The organism is Mycobacterium sp. (genome assembly GCF_025965855.1).
GTDB lineage: Bacteria > Actinomycetota > Actinomycetes > Mycobacteriales > Mycobacteriaceae > Mycobacterium.
In genome coordinates this window covers 1-23,081 of sequence record NZ_JAOPWB010000016.1, presented here as the reverse complement: position 1 = coordinate 23,081, position 23,081 = coordinate 1, and the positions used below count along the sequence as shown (strand labels likewise).

Annotated in this window: 21 protein-coding genes; 12 read left to right on the top strand and 9 right to left on the bottom strand. The window is 67.3% G+C overall.

Annotated elements, in window-relative coordinates; all coding sequences use genetic code 11:
• Nucleotide 1 precedes the first annotated feature (1 nt).
• On the bottom strand, nt 2-1,471 hold the full coding sequence (locus JWP83_RS01630) for an aldehyde dehydrogenase family protein (protein ID WP_297725123.1): 1,470 nt from the start codon (nt 1,469-1,471) through the stop codon (nt 2-4).
• 200 nt (nt 1,472-1,671) lie between these two features.
• Here JWP83_RS01630 and JWP83_RS01625 point away from each other — a divergent pair, with 200 nt between their 5' ends.
• Genes JWP83_RS01625 through JWP83_RS01600 form a run of 6 tightly spaced genes read left to right on the top strand, consistent with a single transcriptional unit; the run spans nt 1,672 to nt 6,091 of the window.
• Nucleotides 1,672-2,850: a cytochrome P450 gene (locus tag JWP83_RS01625; RefSeq protein ID WP_297725122.1), complete on the top strand. Its 1,179-nt coding sequence runs from the start codon at nt 1,672-1,674 to the stop codon at nt 2,848-2,850.
• Between the two features lie 32 nt (nt 2,851-2,882).
• Nucleotides 2,883-3,431 carry a MaoC family dehydratase N-terminal domain-containing protein gene (locus JWP83_RS01620; protein WP_297725120.1) on the top strand — a complete coding sequence of 183 codons (549 nt, stop codon included), beginning with the start codon at nt 2,883-2,885 and terminating at the stop codon, nt 3,429-3,431.
• Nucleotides 3,431-3,850: a Zn-ribbon domain-containing OB-fold protein gene (locus JWP83_RS01615; protein WP_297725117.1), complete on the top strand. Its 420-nt coding sequence runs from the start codon at nt 3,431-3,433 to the stop codon at nt 3,848-3,850. The genes JWP83_RS01620 and JWP83_RS01615 overlap by 1 nt, the downstream gene beginning before the upstream one ends.
• Nucleotides 3,847-4,323, top strand: a complete 477-nt coding sequence (locus JWP83_RS01610; protein WP_297725115.1) for a MaoC family dehydratase — start codon at nt 3,847-3,849, stop codon at nt 4,321-4,323. The genes JWP83_RS01615 and JWP83_RS01610 overlap by 4 nt, the downstream gene beginning before the upstream one ends.
• Entirely contained in the window at nt 4,320-5,489 is a 1,170-nt protein-coding gene (locus JWP83_RS01605; protein WP_297725113.1) for a lipid-transfer protein, read from the top strand. Before JWP83_RS01610 ends, JWP83_RS01605 begins: the two co-directional genes overlap by 4 nt.
• Nucleotides 5,486-6,091, top strand: coding sequence for a TetR/AcrR family transcriptional regulator (locus tag JWP83_RS01600; protein WP_297725111.1), 606 nt, complete (start codon nt 5,486-5,488; stop codon nt 6,089-6,091). The genes JWP83_RS01605 and JWP83_RS01600 overlap by 4 nt, the downstream gene beginning before the upstream one ends.
• A 119-nt stretch (nt 6,092-6,210) precedes the next feature.
• Here the strand turns inward: JWP83_RS01600 and JWP83_RS01595 are convergent, their stop codons facing one another.
• Entirely contained in the window at nt 6,211-7,170 is a 960-nt protein-coding gene (locus JWP83_RS01595; protein ID WP_297725109.1) for a proline dehydrogenase family protein, read from the bottom strand.
• Nucleotides 7,170-8,801: an L-glutamate gamma-semialdehyde dehydrogenase gene (gene pruA / locus JWP83_RS01590; RefSeq protein ID WP_297725107.1), complete on the bottom strand. Its 1,632-nt coding sequence runs from the start codon at nt 8,799-8,801 to the stop codon at nt 7,170-7,172. Before pruA ends, JWP83_RS01595 begins: the two co-directional genes overlap by 1 nt.
• An 84-nt stretch (nt 8,802-8,885) precedes the next feature.
• Between pruA and JWP83_RS01585 the strand changes: the two genes are divergently transcribed.
• From JWP83_RS01585 to JWP83_RS01565, 5 genes are all read left to right on the top strand, one after another.
• On the top strand, nt 8,886-10,541 hold the full coding sequence (locus JWP83_RS01585) for a helix-turn-helix domain-containing protein (RefSeq protein WP_297725105.1): 1,656 nt from the start codon (nt 8,886-8,888) through the stop codon (nt 10,539-10,541).
• Nucleotides 10,542-10,954: 413 nt separating this feature from the next.
• The gene (locus tag JWP83_RS01580) at nt 10,955-11,758 is read left to right on the top strand and encodes a Stf0 family sulfotransferase (RefSeq protein ID WP_297725103.1); all 804 of its coding nucleotides are present in this window, start codon (nt 10,955-10,957) and stop codon (nt 11,756-11,758) included.
• Nucleotides 11,759-11,875: 117 nt separating this feature from the next.
• The gene (locus tag JWP83_RS01575; protein WP_297725149.1) at nt 11,876-12,007 is read left to right on the top strand and encodes a hypothetical protein; all 132 of its coding nucleotides are present in this window, start codon (nt 11,876-11,878) and stop codon (nt 12,005-12,007) included.
• Nucleotides 11,982-13,139 (top strand): YeiH family protein, encoded by a 1,158-nt coding sequence (locus tag JWP83_RS01570; RefSeq protein WP_297725101.1) that lies wholly within the window; start codon nt 11,982-11,984, stop codon nt 13,137-13,139. The genes JWP83_RS01575 and JWP83_RS01570 overlap by 26 nt, the downstream gene beginning before the upstream one ends.
• Nucleotides 13,140-13,189: 50 nt before the next feature.
• Entirely contained in the window at nt 13,190-13,834 is a 645-nt protein-coding gene (locus JWP83_RS01565) for a GAP family protein (RefSeq protein ID WP_297725143.1), read from the top strand.
• 15 nt (nt 13,835-13,849) lie between these two features.
• Here JWP83_RS01565 and JWP83_RS01560 read toward each other — a convergent pair whose 3' ends face one another.
• The 4 genes from JWP83_RS01560 to fdxA form a co-directional block, all read right to left on the bottom strand.
• On the bottom strand, nt 13,850-15,109 hold the full coding sequence (locus JWP83_RS01560) for an alpha/beta hydrolase (protein WP_297725098.1): 1,260 nt from the start codon (nt 15,107-15,109) through the stop codon (nt 13,850-13,852).
• A gap of 36 nt (nt 15,110-15,145) precedes the next feature.
• The gene (locus JWP83_RS01555) at nt 15,146-17,509 is read right to left on the bottom strand and encodes an APC family permease (protein ID WP_297725095.1); all 2,364 of its coding nucleotides are present in this window, start codon (nt 17,507-17,509) and stop codon (nt 15,146-15,148) included.
• 116 nt (nt 17,510-17,625) lie between these two features.
• Entirely contained in the window at nt 17,626-18,711 is a 1,086-nt protein-coding gene (gene dapC, locus JWP83_RS01550) for a succinyldiaminopimelate transaminase (protein ID WP_297725141.1), read from the bottom strand.
• Between the two features lie 62 nt (nt 18,712-18,773).
• A complete protein-coding gene (gene fdxA / locus JWP83_RS01545; protein ID WP_297725092.1) occupies nt 18,774-19,100 on the bottom strand; it encodes a ferredoxin in 327 nt (108 codons plus the stop codon).
• 428 nt (nt 19,101-19,528) lie between these two features.
• On the opposite strand from fdxA, the gene JWP83_RS01540 reads away from it, so the two are divergent.
• Nucleotides 19,529-19,861: a hemophore-related protein gene (locus JWP83_RS01540; RefSeq protein ID WP_297725139.1), complete on the top strand. Its 333-nt coding sequence runs from the start codon at nt 19,529-19,531 to the stop codon at nt 19,859-19,861.
• 15 nt (nt 19,862-19,876) lie between these two features.
• Here the strand turns inward: JWP83_RS01540 and JWP83_RS01535 are convergent, their stop codons facing one another.
• Both JWP83_RS01535 and JWP83_RS01530 read right to left on the bottom strand, forming a co-directional pair.
• The gene (locus JWP83_RS01535; protein ID WP_297725089.1) at nt 19,877-20,641 is read right to left on the bottom strand and encodes a maleylpyruvate isomerase N-terminal domain-containing protein; all 765 of its coding nucleotides are present in this window, start codon (nt 20,639-20,641) and stop codon (nt 19,877-19,879) included.
• A gap of 29 nt (nt 20,642-20,670) precedes the next feature.
• The coding region (locus JWP83_RS01530) for a bifunctional FO biosynthesis protein CofGH (RefSeq protein WP_297725085.1) at nt 20,671-23,081 on the bottom strand (2,411 nt) is incomplete at its 5' end.

The window sequence follows — 23,081 nt, the reverse complement described above, 5'->3', positions numbered from 1 at the left end:
ATCACGCGGGGATCCCTATGGCCTTCACCTCCATGTACTGGTGCAGGCCGGTTAGTCCGCCGCTCTCCCGGCCGAACCCGCTCAGCTTGAAGCCGCCGAACGGCGCGTCGCCGGGGCCGATGCCGTTGACCGCGACCTGGCCGGTGCGGATTCGGCGGGCGACGCCGACGGCCCGGTCGAGGTCGGCGCCCCACACGGCGCCCGAAAGTCCGTAACGGGAGTTGTTCGCGATCGCGACCGCGTCGTCGTCGTCCCGGTAACGCAGCACCGAAAGCACGGGCCCGAACACTTCCTCCTGGGCGATCGTCGAATCCGGGTCGACGTCGGTGAGAATCGTCGGCTCGAAGTAGAAGCCGACATCCAAGCCGGCCGGGCGACCACCGCCGGTCAGTAGCTTGGCCCCGTCGTCGACCGCGCCGTCGACGTGCGCCTGGACGCGCGCTACCTGCGCCGCGCTGATCAGCGGCCCCATTTGCGCCTCGGGATCCTTGGGGTCGCCGACCTTCACGTCACGGGCGAGTGCGACCAGCCGCTCGACGACGCCGTCGTGCAACAAGTCGGGAAGAAGCAGCCGGCTGTGCAGGATGCAGGCCTGCCCGGCGTGCAGCGAGCAGCAGTCGAACAGCATCTGCCGCAGCATCTCGTCGGTGACTTCGGCGTCGTCGAGGACGATGCTTGCCGACTTCCCGCCGCACTCCAAAAGGAGCCGCTTCATGGCGTCGCCCGCGGCCCGCATCACCTCACAACCGACGGCCGAACTGCCGGTGAAGCTGATCATGTCGATGCGCGGGTCCGTGGTGAGCAGCTTGGCCGCCTCGATGCCCGACGGCGTGACGACATTGACCACGCCGGGCGGGATGTCGGTCTCCTCGTCGATGACGCGCGCGAGCGCGAGCCCGGCGAGCGGCGTCAGCGGCGAAGGCTTGAGCACGACGGTATTGCCGGCCGCCAGCGCGTTGTTCACCTTCATGACGTTGAGGCAGTGCGGGAAGTTCCACGGCGTCAGGATCGACACCACGCCGAGCGGCTCGCGTCGCAGCAACGTCGTTCCGGCGCCGACGCCGGTGACCGGCTCGTCGGTCAGCGTCGTGGCGAGCTGGGCCGCGTGCATGGACATGTATCCGGCGCCGTCGATTTGCATCATCCGCTCGTTCGAGACGCAGCCCCACTCGGCCTGCGACAGCGCGAAGAACTCGTCGGCGTGCTTGGCCAGCGCCTCGCCGAGCTGATTGAGGCAGCCGGCCCGGTCCTCGGGGCTGGTGCTCGCCCACGGCCCGCTATCGAAGGCTTGGCGCGCCGCGGCGATGGCCTCACCGACCTGCGCGACGCTCGCATCGGGCGCGGCGGCGATGGTCTTTTCGGTGGCTGGGTCGATGTCGTCGTAGCGACCGTTTTCGGGTTCGACCCATCTGCCGTCGATGTAGAGGTGGTAGGTGTCGACAAGCGATCCCGGAGGCTGTAGCTCGGCCATGTGCTTCCTCACCCGAACGTCGGTCATCTAGAGAGCCAGTGTTCACCGCCGGCCCGCGGTCGTCAATCACCAATTAAACGAATTCCCGGCTATTTCACCGCGTTGTCGGCGTATTGACAGAGATGGTCGGGCCGGGGTAGACACAACGTCGCAAGACACATTGGTGTGATGTGTCGGATCACCTGTCGAGGGAGTTTGCCGTGCAGACCACTTTTCCACTGCACTCCCCCGACTTCTACGCGGGCGACCCGTATCCGGCATACCGGGAGCTGCGTGCCACGTCGCCGGTCTGCTGGAACAACGTCACCAAGTTCTGGGCGCTGCTGAAGTACGAAGACATCCGCTTCGTGTCGAGCAACCCGGCACTGTTCAGCTCCACCAAGGGCGTCACCATCCCGGACCCGGCGATGGCCAACCCGGTGCAGCAGGGCAGCCTCATCTTCACCGACCCGCCCCGGCACCGGCAGCTGCGCAAGCTGATCAACTCGGGATTCACCCGGCGGCGAGTGGCCGTACTCGAGCCGAAAATTCGCGAGATCGTGCGCGGCATCCTGGACGGCATCGAACCAGATTCCGTCCACGAGTTCGCCGAAGAGATTGCCGCTCCGCTGCCCACCCGGATGATCGCCGAGCTGATCGGTGCCCCGCCCGACGACTGGGAGCAGTTCCGGGCATGGTCGGACGCGGCGACCGGAATCGCCGACCCGGAAATAGAACTCGACCCCTTGGTGGCCCTGGGGCAGCTGTTCGAATACTTCCAGAAGCTGATCGCGGCAAGGCGCACCGATGCGCGGGACGACCTGCTGTCGGTGCTGGCCGGTGCCGAGATCGACGGGCATCGCCTGGCCGACGAAGACCTGCTCAACTTTGCGTTTTTGCTGCTGGTCGCCGGCAACGAAACGACCCGCAATCTGATCGCATTGGGCACCCTGGCGCTCATCGCCCACCCCGACCAATGCCGCCTGCTGGTCGCGGATCCCACGTTGATCCCGCGCGCCGTCGAGGAGATGTTGCGCTGGAACAGCCCGGTGGTCCACATGACCCGCACCGCGACGATCGACGTCGAGATACGCGGGCAGCTCATCGCCCAAGGTGACACGGTCGCGATGCTCTACGGGTCGGCCAACCGCGATGAGGACGTATTCGGCAGCGACGCAGAACAATTCAAGGTGACCCGCCATCCGAACCCGCACATCGCATTCGGGTGCGGTGAACATTCTTGCGTCGGCGCACAATTGGCGCGTCTCGAGGCGTCGGTCATGTTCGATGAGTTGCTGCGGCGCTTTCCCAGGCTGGAGCTGGTCGGCGAGGTGGACCGGATGCGGGCCACGATGGTCCCGGGGGTAAAGCGAATGCCGGTCCGGCTCGGGACGGCCTGAATACACGGGGATGAATCAGGAGGATTGAATTAGTGACCGATACGAAAACCGAGTTTCGCGACAAGCTACGGGCACTCATCGGCCAGCCCACCGGTGGCACCGGAAAGCCTTCGGTGGCACCGGATCCGGTCAATCAACCGATGATTCGGCACTGGGCCCATGCACTCGACGACATGAACCCGGTCTACCTCGATCCCGAGTTCGCGGCGGCGTCTCGGTTCGGCGGCATCGTGTCGCCGCCGGTCATGCTGCAAACCTGGACGATGCCTGCGCCGAAACTGGAGGGTATCGCGGATCGAGGCGGGGCCCCCATCGAGATCGAAGGAAACCCCACCGCATTCCTCGACGAGGCCGGTTTCACCAGCACGGTGGCGACCAACTCGGAGTTCGAGATCGAACGCTACCCTCGGCTCGGTGATGTCGTCAGCGCGACGTCGGTGTTCGAGGATGTCTCCGAGGAAAAGAAGACCGCGCTCGGGACCGGCCACTTCCTGACGTGGTTGATTACCTACAGCGACCAGAACGGAGAGGTGCTGGGGAGGCAGCGATTCCGCGTGCTGCGATTCAGGCCGGAACGCTGATGGCGTCGCGCTTGGCGCCGGCGGTCGGTCCGGACACCGAATTCTTCTGGAACGGTCTGCGCGATCGGAAACTCCTGATCCAGCGGTGCCGCGGATGCGGGGCGCTGCGCCACCCACCCCGCCCGATGTGCCCCAAATGCCGTTCCCTGGAATGGGAAGCGATCGAGTCATCGGGACACGGCGCCGTCTATAGCTACGTCATGCCGCTGGAGCCCAGGTTCCCCTTCTTCGACTACCCCTACATCGTCGTGCTGGTGGAGCTCGACGAAGGGGTGCGGCTGGTTTCGAACTTGTGCGACATCGATCCGGCCGACGTCACGGTCGGGATGCCGGTCGAGGTCTATTACGAGAGTTTCGACGACCTTGTCCTGCACCAGTTCCGGCCCCGACGCGCCAACCCCTCAGAAGGAAGCCGATGACGACCGCCAAAACCCGTACCACAACCCTGCAGTGGGCCGACATCGACGTCGGCGATGAGGTGAGCTCGCTCGAAATCCCCATCACCACGACGATGATCGTCGCCGGCGCGATCGCATCGCGGGACTTCATGCCGGTGCATCACGACCGCGACTACGCCAAGAAGCAGGGCTCGCCAAACCTGTTCATGAACATCCTGACCACCAATGGGTATTGCGTGCGCTTCCTCACCGACTGGGCCGGGCCCGAGGCCATGGTGACGAACCTGTCGGTTCGCCTCGGTGTGCCGTGTTTTCCCGACGATCCGTTGCGATTCACCGGCCACGTGACCGGCAAGACCAGGGGTTCAAGGGGGGACGCCGGCGAGAACTTCGTCGAAGTAACGTTCAAGGGCTCCAACAGCCTCGGCGATCACGTCTCCGGCACCGCGGTGCTCAGCCTGCTCGACGGGGCCTTCCAAAGGGACGAAGCGTGAGCTCCTCGCTGCCCGGCAGCTGCGCCATCGCCGGAATCGGCCAGACCGAGTTCGCCAAGGAGTCGGGGCGCAGCGAGCTCCAATTGGCTTGTGAGGCGGTCAGTGCCACACTCGACGACGCCGGCCTGGCGCCCAGCGACGTCGACGGCATGGTCACCTTCACCATGGACTCCAGCGACGAGATCGACATCGCTCGCAACGTCGGTATCGGCGACCTGAGCTTCTTCAGCCGTGTGCACCACGGCGGCGGGGCGGCGGCCGGCACCGTCGTGCATGCGGCGATGGCCGTCGCGACGGGCGTCGCCGATGTGGTGGTGTGCTGGCGCGCGTTCAACGAACGTTCCGGCTTCCGGTTCGGTGGCAGCGGCCGCACCAGCGCCGAGACGCCGCCGTTCATGGCGCATTACGCGCCGTTCGGATTGCTCACTCCCGCAGCCTGGGTCGCGCTGCACGCCCAGCGTTACATGTCGACGTACGGGGTGACCAACGAGGATTTCGGTCGCATCGCCGTCGTCGACCGCACTCACGCGGCGCGCAATCCCGACGCCTGGTTCTACCAGCGCCCGATCACGCTGGAGGACCACCAGAAGTCCCGCTGGATCGTCGAACCCGTGCTGCGCCTGCTGGATTGCTGCCAGGAAAGCGACGGCGGGGTCGCACTGGTGGTCACCAGCGCCGAACGCGCCCGGGACCTTCGCCAGCCACCCGCGGTGATCACCGCGGCCGCCCAGGGCGCGGCCTACGAGGGCGAGATGATGACGAGCTACTACCGCGAGGACATCACCGGTCTCCCGGAGATGGGCGTGGTCGCCGACCGGCTGTGGCGGGACTCGGGCCTCAAGCCGCAAGACATCCAAACCGCCTTCATCTACGACCATTTCACGCCGTTCGTGTTCACACAGCTCGAGGAACTCGGCTTCTGCGGCCGCGGCGAGGCCAAGGACTTCGCCACCGTCGAACGGCTCTCGCTCGGGGGCGAACTGCCGATCAACACCAACGGCGGGCTGCTCGGCGAGGCCTACATCCACGGCATGAACGGCATCACCGAGGGCGTGCGTCAGGTGCGGGGCACCTCACACAACCAAGTCGACAACGTCGAACACGTGCTGGTCACGTCGGGAACCGGGGTGCCCACCAGCGGGCTGATCCTCGCTCCGGGCGGATGACCCACGCAACCGCAACCGATACCCGCGAACTCATCGTCAAGTCCGCGTACGACTGTTTCCGCAGGCAAGGACTGCACAAGACGACGATCGTCGATATCGCCAAGGCGGCCAACGTATCTCGCAGCACGGTCTACGAGTACTTCAGCGACAAGGGCGCCATCCTCGAAGCGTGCGCCGAACACGCCTCCGAGCAGTTCTATCGCGAGATGTCCAAGGCGATGGCCGAGGGCAGCTCGCTGGAGGACAAGCTGAGCCGCGCGGCGGTGTTCGTGACCCAGGCGCGGCGGGTCATCGCCTCCGGGAAGTACTTCGACGAAGACGCGATCAGCCTCCTGCTGACGAAAGACGCCGCTGTGCTGCTGCGCGAATGCGTCGACTTCTTCGCGCCGTACCTCTCCGCCGCCAAGCTGACCGGCGAGGTTCGCAAAGACCTCGACGTCGAGGCCGCCGGTGAATGGTTCGCGCGCATACTGTTCTCGCTCTTCAGCACGCCCTCGTCGACCATCGACATGGACGATCCCGATGTCGTCGCGGAGTTCGTGCGGGCCCACGTGGTCCGCGGCTTCGCCAGTGATCGGCCGCGGTCGCGCCGCGGTTCGTGAGCGCGTTCAGTGTGCATCAGCGGCTTCGAGTGTGCATCGTGGACTTTCAGTGTGCGGCCAGGGCAAGATTCCGGCGGAATTTCCACCCTGGGTTCACACGCAGTGCCCAGAGTTCACGCTCACTGGGTCAGCGCGCGCAGGAAGAACGCCAAGTTGGCCGGCCGCTCGGCCAGCCGCCGCATGAAGTAGCCGTACCACTGCGTGCCGAACGGGACGTACACCCGCACCTGGTTGCCGGTGTCGGCCAGCCGTCGCTGTTCGCCGTCGCGGATGCCATACAACATCTGGTATTCGAAATCCCCGGCGCGACGCCCCGATTCCGCGACCATGGCGGGCACCGCGGAGATGATCGCCGGATCGTGAGACGCCACCATCGGATAGCCCGACCCGGCCATCAGCACCCGAAGGCAGGCCAGATAAGAGTCGGCGACCTCGGCGTCGTCCCGGTAAGCCACCGACGCGGGTTCGTCGTAGGCGCCCTTGCACAACCGGATCCGGGCCCCGGAAGCGGCGAATTCTTCGCAATCGCCATGCGTGCGCCGCAGGTAGGCCTGCAAAACGGTTCCCAGCCAAGGGAAGTCCGCGCGCAGGTCGCGCACGATCGACAGCGTCGAATCGGTGGTGGTGTGGTTCTCGGCGTCCACCGTCACCCAAACGCCGGCACGCTGCGCGGCGGAGCAGATCGACCAGGCATTTTCCCGCGCGATCTTCTCGCCGTCGCGCTCCAGCGACTGACCCAGCGCCGACAGCTTGACCGAGACCTCGAGTGGCCGGACGCCGTCGCCGGCGGGATCGCCAGAGTGGCCCAGTTGCTCGATCAGATCCAGGTAGGCGTGCACCGCGGCGTCGGCGTCGTCGACCTCGGTGACGTCCTCACCGAGGTAGTCGATGCTGACGTATCGACCAGAATCACAAAGCACGGCAACACTATTCAGCGCACACTCAATCGTCTCCCCGGGCACGAACCGCCCCACCACCTTGCGCGTGACCGGCATCCGTTCGGCCGCGCGGCGCAAGCCCTCCCACCGGCTGGCCGCCATGATCGCCGGGCGCACGGTGTGGGCGAACACTCCGGCCATCAGTCGGCCGCCATGTGCGGGTAGGTGTGATCGGTGGCCGGGACGAACGTCTCCTTGATGGTGCGAGCCGACGTCCAGCGCAACAGGTTCAGCACCGATCCGGCCTTGTCGTTGGTGCCCGATCCACGCGAACCGCCGAACGGCTGGCGCCCGACCACCGCCCCGGTCGGCTTGTCGTTGACATAGAAGTTCCCCGCTGCGAACCGCAGCCGGTCGTGCGCGGTCAGCACGGCCGCGCGGTCGTCGGCGATGACGGCGCCGGTCAGCGCGTAGCGAGATCCGCTGTCGATGACGTCGAGGATCCGTTCGTACTGATTGTCGGGGTAGACATGCACCGACAGCAGCGGCCCGAAGTACTCAGTGGCGAAAGCCTCGTCGGTCGGGTCGTCGGACAGCAACACCGTGGGCCGCACGAAATAGCCGACGCTGTCGTCGTATTCGCCCCCCACCGCGACGGTCATCCCCGGCGCGCCCTTCGCGCGCTCGATGGCGTCGACGTTCTTGATGAACGCGCGCCGGTCGATCAGCGCGCCGCCGTAGTTGGTCAGGTCAGTGACGTCGCCGTAACGCAGTGCGGCGGTCTCGCCCAGGAAGGTGTCGCCCATGCGCTGCCATACCGAATGCGCGACGAACGCCCGCGACGCCGCCGAGCATTTCTGGCCCTGGTAGTCGTACGCACCGCGAATCAGGGCCGTGCGCAACACATCCGGCCGCGCCGAGGCGTGTGCCACCACGAAGTCCTTGCCGCCGGTCTCGCCGACCAGCCGCGGGTAGCTTTGGTAGCGGCCGATATTGGCGCCCACCTGCTGCCACAAGTGCTGGAAGGTGGATGTCGACCCGGTGAAGTGAATGCCGGCCAGCCGGGGATCGGCCAGTGCCACATCGGAAACCGCGAAGCCGTCGCCGGTGACCAGGTTGATGACCCCGGGCGGCAGCCCCGCCTCCTCGAGCAGTTGCATGGTCAGATACGCCGACAGGGTCTGGGTGATCGACGGCTTCCACACGACCGTGTTGCCCATCAGCGCCGGCGCGGTGGGCAGGTTGCCCGCGATCGAGGTGAAGTTGAACGGCGTGATCGCGTAGACGAAGCCGTCCAGCGGGCGGTAGTCGCTGCGGTTCCACTCGCCGGGTCCGCTGATCGGCTGCTGGGCCAGGATCTGCCGGGCGAACGCCACGTTGAACCGCCAGAAGTCGACCTGCTCGCACGGCGAGTCGATCTCGGCCTGGTAGACGGACTTGGATTGGCCGAGCATCGTCGCGGCCGCGATCTTCTCCCGCCACGGCCCGGCCAGCAGGTCGGCGGCCCGCAGGAACACCGCGGCGCGCTCGTCGAAAGGCATCGCCGCCCAGGCGTCCTTCGCTACCATCGCCGCCTCGATGGCCGCCGTCGCGTCGGCGTGCACGGCGTTGGTCAGGGTGCCCAGCTTCGCGGCGTGCCGGTGCGGCTGGACGACGTCGATCCGCTCGCCGTCGCCCATCCGATGGTTGCCGCCGATGACGTGCGGGAGGTCGATCGCATCGTCGGCCAGAGCGCTCAACTCGGCGAGTAGGCGAGTGCGTTCCGGGGATTTCGGCGCGTAGTCATGGATCGGCTCGTTGGCCGGCGTCGGCACCTGGGTGATCGCGTCCATGCTGCCAAGGATCCCCGGCGCGGGGCCCGTTCCTATTAGCCGATCGGACAGGAACAAGGGCCACGGGTAGTAAGATCCGACAATATGCAAACCGCGCGCGTCGGCCTGGGTCAGCTGTTGCTCGCGCTGGACGCGACGCTGGTCAGCCTGGTCGACGCCCCGCGGGGCCTCGACCTTCCGGTGGGATCGGCGGCGCTGATCGATTCCGACGATGTGCGGCTGGGCCTGGCCGCGGCGGCCGGCTCGGCCGACGTCTTCTTCCTGCTGGGGGTCGCCGACGACGAGGCTCTGCGCTGGGTGGACAAGCAGGCGCGCGAGCGCGTGCCGGTGGCCATCTTCGCCAAAGAGCCGTCCAACGCCCTGGTGGCGACGGCGGTCGCGGCCGGGTCGGCGGTGGTGGCCGTGGAACCGCGGGCGCGGTGGGAGCGGCTCTACCAGTTGGTCAACCACGTCTTGGAGCATCACGGCGACGGCGGCGACCCGGTCGATGATTCGGGCACCGACCTGTTCGGCCTGGCGCAGTCGCTGGCCGACCGCATCCACGGCATGGTCAGCATCGAAAACGCGCAGTCGCACGTCCTCGCCTATTCGGCCTCGAACGACGAAGCCGACGAGCTGCGCCGCCTTTCCATCCTGGGTCGCGCCGGCCCGCCCGAGCACCTGGAGTGGATCGGTCAATGGGGCATCTTCGATGCGTTGCGGTCCAGCGGCGAGGTGGTGCGCGTGGCCGAGCGTCCGGAACTGGGCCTGCGCCCACGGCTGGCGATCGGCGTCCACCAGCCACCGGCCGGTGCGCGCCGGCCGCCGGCGTTCGCCGGCACCATCTGGGTGCAGCAAGGCTCGCAGCCGCTGGCCGACGACGCCGACGAGATGTTGCGCGGTGCGGCGGTCCTGGCCGCGCGGATCATGTTTCGGCTGGCGGCCCGGCCGTCCACGCATGCGCGCCGGGTGCAGCACCTCCTCGGTCTCACGGACGGCGAGCCCGCCGGCGCGGCCACGATCGCCCGCGAACTCGGCCTCGCCGCCGACGGCGCCGCCGCGCTGATCGGCTGGGACACGCCGGACACCACGCAGCGTCATCCACGGCTGGCCGACGTCTTGGCGTTGAGCGCCAGCGCTTTTCGCCGTGACGCTCAAGTCGCGTCACATGGCTCGCGCATTTATGTGCTGCTGCCGCAGACGGCGCCCACCCGGTCGGTCACCTCGTGGGTGCGCGGCACGGTCGGCGCCCTGCGCACCGAACTCGGCGTCGAGCTGCGGGCGGCCATCGCCGCGCCGATCGGTGGTCTGGCCGAGGTCGCCGCCGCGCGCACGGAGGTGGACCGCGTGCTCGACAGCGCGGAGCGGCATCCGATTTTGGGACTGGTGACCACGCTGGCCGAGGCGCGGACCACCGTCTTGCTCGATGAGATCGTCACCCTGGTCGGCGCCCACGAGCGACTGGTCGATCCGCGGATACGCGACCTGCGGGCGGGAGATCCACTGCTGATTGACACGTTGCGGGCTTACCTGGACAGCTTCGGCGACATCGGCGCCGCCGCGCGGGCGCTTCAGGTGCATCCCAACACCGTCCGCTACCGGGTGCGACGGATCGAGAAATTGCTTGGGACCTCGCTCTCGGATCCCGACGTGCGGCTGCTGCTTTCGCTGGGATTGCGCGTGACGGAGCGCTCCGCTTATGACCCCGTCCCGCAGCCGATCTCGAACACCCGGGCCCGTCCAGGGGCCGGAGTTCGTTGAGCCAGGGCACGTATTCGTGCCGGTCGTAGATCAGGCGTCCAACGGTGTGCTCGTCGATGTCGTGGCGCCCGACCTCGGAATCCCAGTAGGCATTGGTCGACCAGTTCGCGAGCAGATGATTACGGAACCCCTGCACGCTCACCGGATCCAGCGCCACGAACCGCCGACGGAGATCGGCGGTCCTGCCGCGGTCGGCCCGCCAGATGATCCGGCGGGCCGCCTCTTTGACGGATTGCTGCACGATGCCGTCTCTCCCGCCGGAAATTGAGTGCGTTCGGACGGTAATCATCGCACCCGGCACGCGCCGCCGCGCCGTGAGAGCCGAACAGCAGTCGGTTACCCGCAATAGTTATGTTCAGCATGAAGCCAATTCAATGTCTTGCAGCGGGTTTCCATCCGGTTAGGCTTCCTTGGTGACAGATTGCCCGTCGTCATATTTGGTGCTGGCTTCCCAGCGCAGCGGCAGCACGCTGCTCGTGGAATCGCTGCGCGCGACGGGCGTGGCCGGCGAGCCGCAGGAGTTTTTTCAGTACCTGCCGGGTACGAGCCAGGCCCCCCAGCCGCGGGAGTGGTTCGCCGACGTGGACGACGAGTCGATCCTGCGCTTACTCGATCCCTTGGACGTAGGGACGCCCGACCTCGCGACGGCCGAGATCTGGCGCGACTACATCCGCACCGTCGGGAGGACACCGAACGGCGTGTGGGGAGGCAAGTTGATGTGGAACCAAACACCGCTGCTGTTGAACCGCGCGAAAGACCTGCCGAATCGATCTGGCGACGGCTTGCGGGCCGCGATCCGCGACGTCGTCGGCGAAGAACCGCTCCTGATTCACGTCCACCGCCCGGACGTGGTGTCGCAGGCGGTGTCGTTCTGGCGAGCGGTGCAGACGCGGGTGTGGCGGGGCAGGCCCGATCCAGCGCGCGACGCGCGCGCCATCTATCACGCCGGGGCGATCGCTCACGTCGTCAGCATGCTCCGTGCCCAGGAGGAGGGCTGGCGTACCTGGTTTGTCGAGGAAGACATCAAGCGGGTCGAAGTTCCGTATCCGGTGTTGTGGCGCAACCTGACTCAGGTGGTCGCCAGCATCCTCGAGGCGTTGGGCCTCGACCCCCTGCTGGCGCCCCGGCCGGCCCTGGAACGCCAAGCCGACCAACGCTCAGACGAGTGGGTGGAACGCTATCGTGTGGACGCCGAGAGAGACGGGCTACCGACGTGACGGCGACGAAAGCGGGCTCAGCCATTGCGCCGCCGTCGCGTTCGGCCGGTCCGCGGACCTAAATTCAGCGCGAGCCAATCACTTGGTCGCGGGCCCCTGCCACGACACCATTGCGTCGTGGTTGACACAGGTACGCCGCAGTGGCGGGGCTGGCGCGAGCGGGTCGGTGACGACTGGTGGGCGACGCTGCTGGCCGGTGTGATCGTCGCGTTGGCGGTCGCCGATGCGCTCCCGAAGATTCCCTGGTGATGCCGTGAGCACCGTAAGCCTGCGACCCGACGAAGCTGAGGAGAAATCGGCTGAGGCCGCCTTCGCCAGCGGCCGCCCGCTCGACTATGTACCCGGCATCCTCCTGCTGATCGCGGTGGGCGTGCTGGGCAAGTATGCACAGACCTGGTGGAACACACTGGCCAAACACCACCACTGGACGGTGCCCGACATCGAATATGTGTTGTGGGCCATCGTGATTGGACTGCTCATCACCAACACCGTTGGTCTGCATCGGATATTCCGCGCCGGCGTGCTGACCTACCAGTTTTGGCTCAAGGTCGGGATCGTGGCCCTGGGTTCGCGATTCGTGCTCGGCGATATCGCCAAGCTCGGAGCCACCAGTTTGGTACAGATCCTGGTGGACATGGTGGTCGCGGGAACCATCATTCTCGTCGTCGCCCGCGCATTCGGGCTGTCGGGCAAGTTGGGCTCGCTGCTGGCGATCGGCACCTCGATCTGTGGCGTGTCCGCGATCGTGGCCGCCAAGGGCGCGATCCGGGCCCGCAACGCCGACGTCAGCTACGCGATCGCGGCGATCCTCGCATTGGGTGCGGTCGGGCTGTTCGCGTTGCCACCGTTGGGACACCTCATCGGGCTCACCAATTACGAATTCGGCCTGTGGGCGGGCCTCGCCGTCGACAACACCGCCGAAACCACCGCCACCGGTTACCTGTTCTCCGAACACGCCGGCAAGATCGCCGTGCTGGTGAAGTCCACCCGCAACGCGCTGATCGGCTTCGTCGTCCTGGGATTCGCGCTGTATTGGGCCGCCCGCGGACAGGCCGACGAGATCGCTCCCGGCGCCAAGGCCAAGGCCGCCTTCGTCTGGGAGAAGTTCCCGAAATTCGTGCTCGGCTTCCTTGCCGTCTCGGCGATCGCGACCGCCGGCTGGCTGAGCAAGGGTCAGACGACGAACCTGGCCAACGTGTCGAAGTGGGCGTTCCTGCTGACCTTCGCCGGGGTCGGGCTGACCACCGACATCCGGCAAATCGCGCGCACCGGGTGGCGCCCCCTCGTCGTCGCGATCATCGGGCTCACCGTCGTCGCGTCGGTCTCCCTGGGGCTTGTCCTGCTCACCTCTCGCGTCTTGCATTGGGGCGTAACGAGCTAAGCCCGGAGGCCGTCATGCAGGCCGCAGGCAAGACGGTAACCTGGCCCGCCATGTGGATCACCATCCTCGTGATGGCCGTCGCCGTGAGCCTCGAACCGTTCCGGGTCGGCATGACGGTGCTGATGTTGAACCGACCCAGGCCGATGCTGCAACTGCTCGCGTTCCTGTGCGGCGGCTTCGCGATGGGCATGAGCGTGGGGCTGGTCGTCTTGTTCGTCTTGCGGCGCACGCTGCTGTGGTCGACGTACTTCACGCTGCCGAGGGTGCAGATCTTCATCGGCGTGCTGGCGCTGTCGGCCGCCGCCGCACTGGTCCTGACGCGCAACCGCGCGGCCGGGCCGGGAGCGTTTGCGACGCGCGCCCATCGACTGGTGAGTGGGCGGTCCCCGTGGGTGGCGACAGTCGCCGGCCTCGGGATCGCGCTGCCGTCGGTCGACTACCTGGGCGCGCTGGCCGTCATTCTGGCCTCGGGCGCCGCGGCCATGACGCAGGTCGGCGCGCTGCTGGTGTTCAACGCCGTGGCCTTCGCCCTCGTGGAGATTCCACTCCTTGCTTATCTTCTGGCGCCCCAGGCAACGCGCAACTCGATGGCGGCGCTGCACGACTGGATCCGTTCGCGTCGCCGAATCGAGGTCACCGCTCTGCTGGCTGCGGTCGGGTGCGTCCTGCTCGCGGTCGGCGCGGCGGGGATGTAAGAGCCGCCCGGTCGCCTACCGCGCCACGGCGGACAACGCGTCAGCCCGGCGCGACGAATACGTCTCGGCGAGGAACTGTTCGACGGCCACCGCGGCATGCGCGGCGCGCGCCGACCCGAAGATGTCGAAAGCGTGCTGCGCGCAAGGCAATTCGGCGTACACCACGGGTTGACGGCTGACCTCGCGCAAGCGCGTGGTAAACCTGCGGGCCTGCTCGACGGGGATCAGCGAATCGTTGGTGCCGTGCAGCACGAAAAACGGTGGCGCATCTTCGGACACGTGGGTGATCGGCGAGGCCATCCGGAAAGGCTCGGCCACTTCGGCTTGACCCAACTTGAACACGCGCTTCGCCACGATCGGCGCCATCAATGGATGCAGCTCGTCGTGCGATGTGAAGTCGTAAACGCCGTAGAACGGGACGGCCGCCTGCACGCGGGTGTCGGCCTCCTCGAAACCCGGCTGGAACCGTGGAAGGTTCGGGGTCAGCGCGGCCAGCGAAGACAGATGCCCGCCGGCCGAGCCACCGGTGATCGCGATCCAGTCCGGGTCACCTCCGTACTCGGCGATGTGCTCTTTCGTCCACGCGATCGCTCGCTTGACGTCGACGATGTGATCGGGCCAGGTGGAGCGGGGGCTGAGCCGGTAGTTGATCGCGACGCAGATCCAGCCGAGCTCGGCCAGGTGGCTCATCAGCGGATGTGCCTGTCCCCGTTTGTTTCCGACCATCCAGGCGCCGCCGGGAACCTGCAGCAACACGGGAGCCCGTCCGCCGCGATCGAGGTCGGGCCGGCGCCAGATGTCGAGATGGTTCCTCGAGCCGCATTCCCCGTAGCTGATGTCGCCGTCGTGCGTGTAGTCGCGGTAGATCCGCAGCATTCGCGCCGCGCCGGGTTTCTTCGCGGTCGCGCCGCCGGGTGCGGGTCGTCGCCAAAGATCACCGGACTCGGTGCGGCGGTCGGGGCCCAGCCCGGCGTCCAGCGCGGCGGTCAGCGGCTCATGGGCGCCGTGCCCGGCCCGGCGCAGGCCGAGCAGCCCCAGCCAGGACGACGCCGCCACCAGCCAGCTGAATCGGCGTACCCGCGTCGGCAGCAGGCGTGACACCGCCGCCTGCGCCGCCAGCTGGACGGCGAGCGTCTGCATCGGAAGCTCCGACGCGAACACGCCGTAGGCGAACGCAAAGCCCGATCCGAAGCGGTCCCTCGTCAATGGCCGGTAGCCATTGGCGGTGTACGCCAACCCCAATACGGACACCAGTACGGCTGCCAGTCGTTTCACGGCCGTCCTTTCGCTCGAGACGCGGGCTTGGCCACCCTACGCTTCGTCGGTTCGCCCGGGCTCACCAGACTCGGCGGCATTCGCGGGGTCCTCTATGACGTGATACGCGGGGTCAACCAGCACCATCGGTTGGGTGCCGCTCTGCCTGGGCTTGCCGGTGATGCGCAGTAGCTGACCCGGCTGGATGTCGGCGCCGCCGCGCCCGTGCCGGAACGTCACACAGACCTCGCCGCTGTTGTCGCCGACGACAACCCGCCGAACGGTGCGCCTGCGTTCGTTGGTGTCCTGGACCTCGTTGACCCGCCCCTCGAAGGTGGCGCGCTGCCCGGGAATCAGGCCTCCCACGGTGATCACCGACGCGGACCGCTCGGGATGCTCATAGGCTTCGACCTCTTGGTCCTCGCTCTTGGAAACCCACGCTTCGATCTTGTCGAGCTCGCGGGAAATTCGTTGCTCGAACCCTTCGGGGTACGCCTCCTTGATGCGGGACTCTACGTCGTAGGGAACGATCGTCGCCGCGGCATCCGGGATCAGGCTGACCGCCCGGGCCACCTTGTCCGCGGTGCGGTCGTGCAGCAGTCGCCCCAACAGCGGGGCATAGGTCCGACGCGGCAGCAACACGGTCACGTTGGTGTTCCGGCGTTCGTCGCGTGCCTTGGCGACGAGCACCTGCGCGGCCCGGGTAACCCTGCGGTCCGGGCAGTCGACCACCCGGAGCGGGGTGTCGAGATCGAAGTGGTCCCAACGCTTTCGCAATCCCATAGCATGCGCCTCGTCGACCATGAAATGCACGGCAACCAATTCGTCGGCTCGCAGTCCCCTGCCATAGCGCAGCGCCTCTATCACCGCGAGGTCGACCGAGTTCACGAACACGAAGACCTTGTGCCGGGCGTACTTCACCAACTCGGGGCGATCGGTGCGGAACATCTCCAGGATGGCGGCCTCGGCGCGGTACTCCCGGTTCAGCCGCATCAGCACGAACACCAGCACCGGAAAGACGACGACCACCAGCCATGCGCCCTCGGTGAACTTCGCCACCGCGAAGATGCCCACCACGATGGTCGACAGGATTGCCGAGGACAGGTTGATCGCCAGTCGACGTCGCCATCCCGGTTCCCGATGGGTGAGATGGTGTTTGGTCATCCCGTAGCCGGCCATCGAGAATCCGGTGAACACGCCGATTGCATAGAACGGGACCAGCGCGTTGACCGAACCGCCCGTCGTCAGCAGCAATACCACCGACAGCGCGGTGAGCGCGATGATGCCGTTCGAAAACACCAGGCGGTGACCGCGTTTCATCAACTGACGCGGCAGGAAGCGGTCTTCGGCGACGAAACTCGCCAGCGCTGGGAATCCGTTGAAACTGGTATTGGCGCCGGTGAACAGGATGGCCGCCGTTGACGCCTGGACGAGGATATAGAGGACATTGCCGATCGTCCCGCGGCCGAAGACCGCACGGGCAACCTGCGACAGCACCGACGGATATCCGGCGACGTACGGCGTTGCGTGGGTGACAAATGTCAGAAAGGCGACACCGGCCAGCAAGAACCCGAGTATGCAGGCCATGATCGTGAGCACCCGGCGGGCGTTGCGGCCCTGCGGCTTACGGAAGACGTTGACCGTATTGGAGATCGCCTCGACCCCCGTCAGCGACGAACCGCCATTGGCGAACGCGCGCAGCAGCACCAGGATCGTCGCGCCCATCACCAGGCCATCCCCCTGATGAATCGGCACCGTTCCGGCGATGTGCTGGGCATCGTAGGTCGGTAAATCCCCAAAGATTTCGCGGATGACGCCGGTCATGATCGTCACGGTGATCATCGTGACGAAAAAATAGGTCGGGGCCGCGAATTGCACGCCCGCTTCCCGTAATCCGCGCAGGTTCGCGTAGCAGATCAGGATCACCACGCCGACGGTGATCGCCAGGCTGTAGGGACCCACTGCGGGGATCGCCGACGCCACCGCGACCGTGCCCGCCGCCGCCTGCACCGCGACGGTGACCACATAGTCGATCAACAGCGCCGCGGCGGCGACCTGCGCCACCTTGGGTCCGAAATTCTCCCGCGCCACGACGTAGGAACCGCCCGCCCGGGTATAGGCCATGACGACCTGCCGATACGACGCGGTCACCAACACCAGAATCACCAAAATCGCGGCGTTCATGGGCAGCAACAACGCAAAAGCCGCCAGCCCGGCGTGGGGCAGCAGCTCGATCAAAATCTGTTCGGTGCCGTAGGCGGTGGAGGAGATCGCATCCGGCGAAAGCGCGCCCAGCGCAACCCCGTTGGATAATTTCTCGGTCGACAGATCCTCGGTAATCAGCGGCTTTCCCAGAAAGACACGCTTAGCGATGTCCCCGACCGAGGTCGGGATGGGAGCTTTGCCCGTCGAAGTTGTCACGACCCCATTCCTTACCCGAGAGATTCCCGACACCCGACGTCGACCGCCGATGAGCGCTTGGGTAACGCCTCCCGATGCATTCTGCCGTTCGCCTCGCCCGAGCGCGGCCGGACGGCCTAAGTCAGCCGCTTGACCGCGGCGGCGACGCGCTCGTCGGTGGCGGTCAACGCGACCCTCACGTGCCGGGCACCGCCCGGGCCGTAGAAGTCGCCGGGCGCCACCAATACGCCCAGGGAGGCAAACCAGGAGACGCTGTCGTGGCACGGCTCACCGCGGGTGGCCCAAAGATAGAGGCCGGCGTCGGAATGGTCGACGGCGAAACCGGCCGAGCGCAGCGCCGGCAAGAGCGCGGCCCGCCGCCGTTCGTACCGCTCGCGCTGCAGGCGCTCGTGGGCATCGTCGTCGAGTGCGGCCACCATCGCGGCCTGCACCGGCGTCGGCACCATCATCCCGGCGTGTTTGCGCATGGCCAGCAGCTCGCCGACCAGCGCCGCATCCCCGGCGACGACGCCGGCCCGATAGCCGGCCAGCGACGAGCTCTTCGATAGCGAGTGGATCGCGAGCAGCCCGGTATGGTCGCCGTCGCACACCGAGGGATGCAGCACCGACAGGGGTTCGGCGTCCCAGCCCAGACCCAGGTAGCACTCGTCGGAGGCGACGATCACACCCCTGTCGCGCGCCCATCCGACTACCTTGCGCAGGTGGTCGACGCCCAGCACCCGCCCGGTCGGGTTGCTCGGCGAGTTCAGGTAGAACAGCGCCGGGGATTGCGGGCCCACCTGGGTCAGCGAATCCGCGCGCAGCACCGGGGCGCCGGCCAGCCGCGCGCCTACGTCATACGTCGGGTAGGCCAGCTCCGGCACCACCACCACGTCCGAGGAGCCCAGGCCCAGCAGTGTCGGCAGCCAGGCGATGAGCTCCTTGCTGCCGATCACCGGCAGCACGGCCGCCTCGCTCAGCCCGGTGATCCCGAAGCGGCGGGCCAGCGCGGCCACCGCCGATTCGCGCAGTAGTGCGGTGCCGGCGGTGGGTGGATATCCCGAGGCGGAACTCGCGGCGGCCAGCGCCTCCCGGATCACTGGCGCGACCGGATCGACCGGGGTGCCGACGGACAGGTCGACGATTCCGTCCGGATGGCCCGCGGCCAGCGCCTTCGCGTCGGCCAACGTGTCCCAGGGAAACTCCGGCAGGGACGCCGACACTTTCGCGCCCAGGGACTCCGGGGCCCGCGCCGCCGGGCCGGGCTTCTGCAGCACCGGCCCGCTCAGTCGCCTTCGCCCTGGGGCGGCAGGTCCTTGATGACTTGCGGGTCGTTATCGGTCATGCCGACCTTCGCGGCACCGCCCGGCGACCCCAGCTCGACGAAGAAGTCGGCGTTGATCTGTGTGTATTGGCTCCACTGTTCGGGCACATCGTCTTCGTAATAGATCGCTTCGACGGGGCAGACCGGCTCACAGGCCCCGCAGTCGACGCACTCATCGGGGTGGATGTACAGCATCCGGACGCCCTCGTAAATGCAGTCGACCGGGCACTCCTCGATGCATGCCTTGTCCTTGATGTCGACGCAGGGTTCGGCGATCGTGTACGTCACAGACATCTCCTCCATGTACTGCGTGTGGGCTGCTGTTCGGCTCGCCGCGGCGCTTCGGCCGCTTCAGCGAAAGCTTTCGATTACTGATACTAGACGTTGCACATACACGTCAACCACTGGGCACGCCCGCCGGATCGCCGATGCGGCGTCGGCGGCGCGGGTACGGCCGCCCGAGCCGGATGCGGCGCGCGCCATCGAACGGGGCGCCGAGTCGGCGGTCCGGCTCCGGTTCGAATTTCACCGAGCGCGAACAGCGACGCACAACGCCCGGACCTGCGGATAGTAATGATTAGAGCTTCCTGTGCGATAACGGTTGCGATAGAAGAAAGCTCACGGTGCCTGTAGCCTGGATCGCAGACGGCAACCGTTGGGCAGATGTCGTCGCCGTTAATCGACGGTGCATTGAACGGGGAAGGTGTCCACAAATGTTGAGGCTGTCGTTGACCAAATTAGCCGCTGCCGTTGGCGGCGTGGCGTTCGCGTTGACGGCCGGCGCCGGGATCGCATCCGCCGATCCCCTGGATCCGGTCGTTAACACCACGTGCAACTACGGGCAGGTGATGGCCGCGCTCAACGCGACGGATCCGGCAGCTGCCGCGCAATTGACCGCATCGCCGATGGCGACGAGTTACCTGCGCCAGTTCCTCGCTTCGCCGCCGCCGAAGCGCATGCAGATGGCGCAGCAGATCCAGGCCATGCCGCAGGCCGCGCCGTACTTCAACGACGTGTTGTCGGTGGCCGGCAGCTGCAACAGCTACTGAGCGAGCGCGACGAGTTCAGTAGCCGCTGAGCAGCCGGCGGACCTGGCCTAGGAGTTCGGGTCCGGCGTCGCTGCAAACGCGCGACGGGTTTCCGGGTCGGCGACCCCAGAGCAGCAAGACCCTTGCGGCAGCATCGGTTTCGAGCGTGGCCGGGCCTTCGGGCTCGGCTATTCCGATGGAGGTCTGTTCGGCGTCGGCAGCGATCACGACATCGTCGCTGCCGAAGACCCGCAGGCGGGCGTCGATTCGCTCGCCGGGCTCCATCAATTTGGCGCCCTTGGCAAGCAGCGGACGTCCCACCGCCACCACGCTGTGCGTCGTCATCCAGGGCTCGGCAAGCGGGGCCTGGGCAGCAGCATCATCTCCGGTGACGTCCCAGCCGTGCAGGACGAGTTCCTCGCGCATGTGCTCGGCGAAGCAGGGCACCTTCATGGTGCGGCCGGTCCAGGCGACGTCGGTGTCCGCCGGAACGCTTTCGGCCGCGGCCGCGACCTCGTTTAACGTGGCCATCCGGTCGTTCAGCGCGTCCCACAGGTCCGCGTCGCCCAGTGCGCGCAGCGGGCCCTCGCGTTCCTCGAAGCCGCGCGTGCCGACGGGTTCGCCCTCCAGGTGCGCTCCCAGCACCCGGGCGAGCTCCTCGGCGTTTCCGGCCTGATGGATGACGATGTCACGCACCGTCCAGGCCTCGCACCAGGTACCGGCGTCCGGTCGGCGCTGCTGCACGACATGCAGGAACGGCCGCCACTCCGGGAATCGGTCGTCGTCGATATGTCGCTTCACGGCGTCGGGATACCCGACGCTGCTGAAAGCTAAGCGGCCAGCGGGGCGTATGTGGTGGTGCGCTGGCGCGCAGGGCGACCGATGCCCTCGGCGATCGCGGCCAGCTCCGCCGCGGTCTTCGACGACCCGTGTTCGGACCCGGCCATCCGCGAGATGGTCTCCTCCATCAGCGTCCCGCCCAGGTCGTTGGCGCCGCCGTTGAGCATCACCCGCGTGCGCTCGATCCCGAGCTTGACCCAGCTGGTCTGGATGTGGGAAATGCGGCCGTGCAACATGATCCGCGCCAGGGCATGCACCGCGCGGTTGTCGCGATGGCTCGGGCCGGGACGGGCGGCGCCGGCCAGGTACAGCGGCGAATTCTGGTGCACGAAAGGCAACGGCACGAACTCGGTGAAACCGCCGGTGCGGTCCTGAATGGCGCGCAGCACGTTCAGGTGGGCCACCCAGTGCCGCGGGGTGTCGACGTGCCCGTACATCATCGTCGACGACGACCGCAGGCCCACCTCGTGCGCGGTGCTCACGATCTCGATCCACATCGACGTCGGCAGCTTGCCCTTGGTGAGCACCCAGCGCACCTCGTCGTCCAGAATCTCGGCGGCGGTGCCGGGGATGGTGTCCAGACCGGACTCGCGCAGGCTGATCAGCCACTCGCGAATGCTCAACCCGCTCTTGGTCACACCGTTGGCGATCTCCATCGGGGAAAACGCATGCACGTGCATCGACGGCACGCGGGCCTTGACGGCGCGCACCAGCTCGGCGTATCCGGTGACCGGCAGTTCGGGGTCGATCCCGCCCTGCATGCACACCTCGGTGGCGCCTTGCACGTGCGCCTCCCACGCTCGATCGGCCACCTCGTCGGTGGAAAGCGAATACGCGTCGGCGTCACCCTTGCGCTGGGCGAACGCGCAGAAGCGACACCCGGTGTAACAGATGTTGGTGAAGTTGATGTTCCGATTCACCACGAAGGTCACGTCGTCGCCGACGGCGTCGCGCCGCAACGAATCCGCCAGCGCGGCAACCGCTTCCAGGGCCGGGCCCTCGGCGGTCGCCAACGCCAGATACTCGTCGTCGGTGCAGCCGGCGGGGTCGCGTTCGGCCGAGGCCAGCGCGGCGAGCACGTCGGTGTCGATGCGCTCGGGGGCGCGCGCGGCCAGCTCGTGCACGTGGGCACGTATCGACTCCCAATCACCGAACGCGCTGTCGAGGTCGCTGCGGGCCTGGGTGTTGCGTCCTTCGGTGTCGATCGCCGCGTTGAGGTCGACCCGACCCGCGGACTCCACGTCGTCGGGCTCCTGCCAGGGCATGCCCACCGGGTTGACGTCGCGGGCCAGGCCGGTGGCCGGATCGGCCAGCGCCGCAACGTGTCCCCGCACCCGCGGGTCGATCCACGCCGCGCCGGCCTGAATGTATTTGGGCTGGGCGGTCAGCCGCTGTACCAGGTCGTATCCGGCTTCGGCGGTGACGGCGGCCAGCTCGTCCAAAGCCGGCCAGGGCCGTTCGGGGTTGACGTGGTCGGGCGTCAACGGCGACACGCCGCCCCAGTCGTCGACCCCGGCGCGGATCAGCGCCAGGCACTCGTCGCGCGACACCAGGTTGGGCGGCGCCTGGATGCGCATGCCGGGACCGAGCACCAGCCGCGCGACCGCGACCGTCGCCAGGTAGTCCTCGATGCCGGCATCCGGGAACGCGGCCATCGCGGTGTGTTCCTTGGCGCGGAAGTTCTGCACTATCACTTCCTGGACATGCCCGAACTCCTTGTGCGACTTGCGAATCGCATGCAAGGTGTCCGCGCGTTCGGGCAGCGTCTCGCCGATGCCGACGAGCAGCCCGGTGGTGAACGGAATGGACAACCGGCCGGCGTCGGTGAGAGTGCGCAGCCGAACCGCCGGGTCTTTGTCCGGGCTGCCGTAGTGCGCAAGCCCTTTCGTTTCGAAGAGCCGCCGCGACGTCGTCTCGAGCATCATGCCCATCGACGGCGCCACCGGCTTGAGCCGCGACATCTCCGACCAGCTCATCACGCCGGGGTTCAGGTGCGGCAACAACCCGGTTTCCTCCAGCACCCGGATCGCCATCGCCCGCACGTAGGACAGCGTCGAGTCGTAGCCCCGTTCGGCGAGCCACTCACGCGCCTCCGGCCAGCGGTCCTCCGGCCGGTCACCGAGGGTGAACAGCGCTTCCTTGCAACCGAGTTCGGCCCCGCGGCGCGCGACGTCCAGTATCTCGTCGGGCTCCAGGTACATGCCGGCGCCCTGTGCACGCAGTTTGCCCGGGACGGTGACAAACGTGCAGTAGTGGCAGCCGTCGCGGCACAGATGGGTGACCGGGATGAACACCTTGCGCGAATAGGTGATCGGCAGCCGGCCGCCGCGCCCGCGCCGCCTCGCGGACTCGAGGCCCGCGTCGCGCACCCGCGCCGCGCTCGCGCACAGATCGGCGAGGT

Excerpts from the sequence above, each read along its gene's own strand:
- JWP83_RS01600 (WP_297725111.1), top strand. The coding sequence starts at position 5,486 with ATGACCCACGCAACCGCAACCGATACCCGCGAACTCATCGTCAAGTCC.
- JWP83_RS01610 (WP_297725115.1), top strand. The coding sequence starts at position 3,847 with ATGACGACCGCCAAAACCCGTACCACAACCCTGCAGTGGGCCGACATC.
- JWP83_RS01585 (WP_297725105.1), top strand. The coding sequence starts at position 8,886 with ATGCAAACCGCGCGCGTCGGCCTGGGTCAGCTGTTGCTCGCGCTGGAC.
- JWP83_RS01630 (WP_297725123.1), bottom strand. The coding sequence starts at position 1,471 with ATGGCCGAGCTACAGCCTCCGGGATCGCTTGTCGACACCTACCACCTC.
- JWP83_RS01615 (WP_297725117.1), top strand. The coding sequence starts at position 3,431 with ATGGCGTCGCGCTTGGCGCCGGCGGTCGGTCCGGACACCGAATTCTTC.
- JWP83_RS01570 (WP_297725101.1), top strand. The coding sequence starts at position 11,982 with ATGCGCTCCCGAAGATTCCCTGGTGATGCCGTGAGCACCGTAAGCCTG.
- JWP83_RS01565 (WP_297725143.1), top strand. The coding sequence starts at position 13,190 with ATGTGGATCACCATCCTCGTGATGGCCGTCGCCGTGAGCCTCGAACCG.
- JWP83_RS01595 (WP_297725109.1), bottom strand. The coding sequence starts at position 7,170 with ATGGCCGGAGTGTTCGCCCACACCGTGCGCCCGGCGATCATGGCGGCC.
- pruA (WP_297725107.1), bottom strand. The coding sequence starts at position 8,801 with ATGGACGCGATCACCCAGGTGCCGACGCCGGCCAACGAGCCGATCCAT.